The organism is Aliivibrio sp. SR45-2, from assembly GCF_963890165.1.
In the GTDB taxonomy this organism is placed as follows: Bacteria; Pseudomonadota; Gammaproteobacteria; order Enterobacterales; family Vibrionaceae; genus Aliivibrio; species Aliivibrio salmonicida.
Genome location: NZ_CAWPRC010000097.1, coordinates 1 through 426, shown reverse-complemented (window position 1 = coordinate 426; position 426 = coordinate 1). Strand labels below are relative to the sequence as shown.

General features: G+C 38.0%; 1 tRNA gene and 1 rRNA gene. Both read left to right on the top strand.

The window, feature by feature from the left end:
• Positions 1 to 89, top strand: a 16S ribosomal RNA gene (locus AACV33_RS04330); the annotation flags it as partial.
• 66 nt (positions 90 to 155) lie between these two features.
• Positions 156 to 231: transfer RNA gene (locus tag AACV33_RS04325), tRNA-Glu, on the top strand.
• Positions 232 to 426: the final 195 nt, after the last annotated feature.

Sequence of the window (426 nt, the reverse complement as noted above, 5' to 3'; positions counted from 1 at the left end):
GGAGGACGCTCACCACTTTGTGGTTCATGACTGGGGTGAAGTCGTAACAAGGTAGCCCTAGGGGAACCTGGGGCTGGATCACCTCCTTAACGATAGATTGCGATTTATGAGTGTTCACACAGATTAATATGGTTTTAATTTAGAGTATGTCCAGTGTCCCGTTCGTCTAGAGGCCTAGGACACCGCCCTTTCACGGCGGTAACAGGGGTTCGACTCCCCTACGGGATACCATCTTTAAATGTTTTTTCTTAGTTTATCTTTGAAAATATTTAAAAATGGTTAACACTTTTGGTGTTGCATTAGCTCTTTAACAATTTGGAAAGCTGACTGATTTAAATAACTTACGAGTTATTCAAATCAAAATTTAAAAGTTCTTAATATCTTTTGTTTATCTTTAGATAAACAAATTAAAAACACATTCAAGTG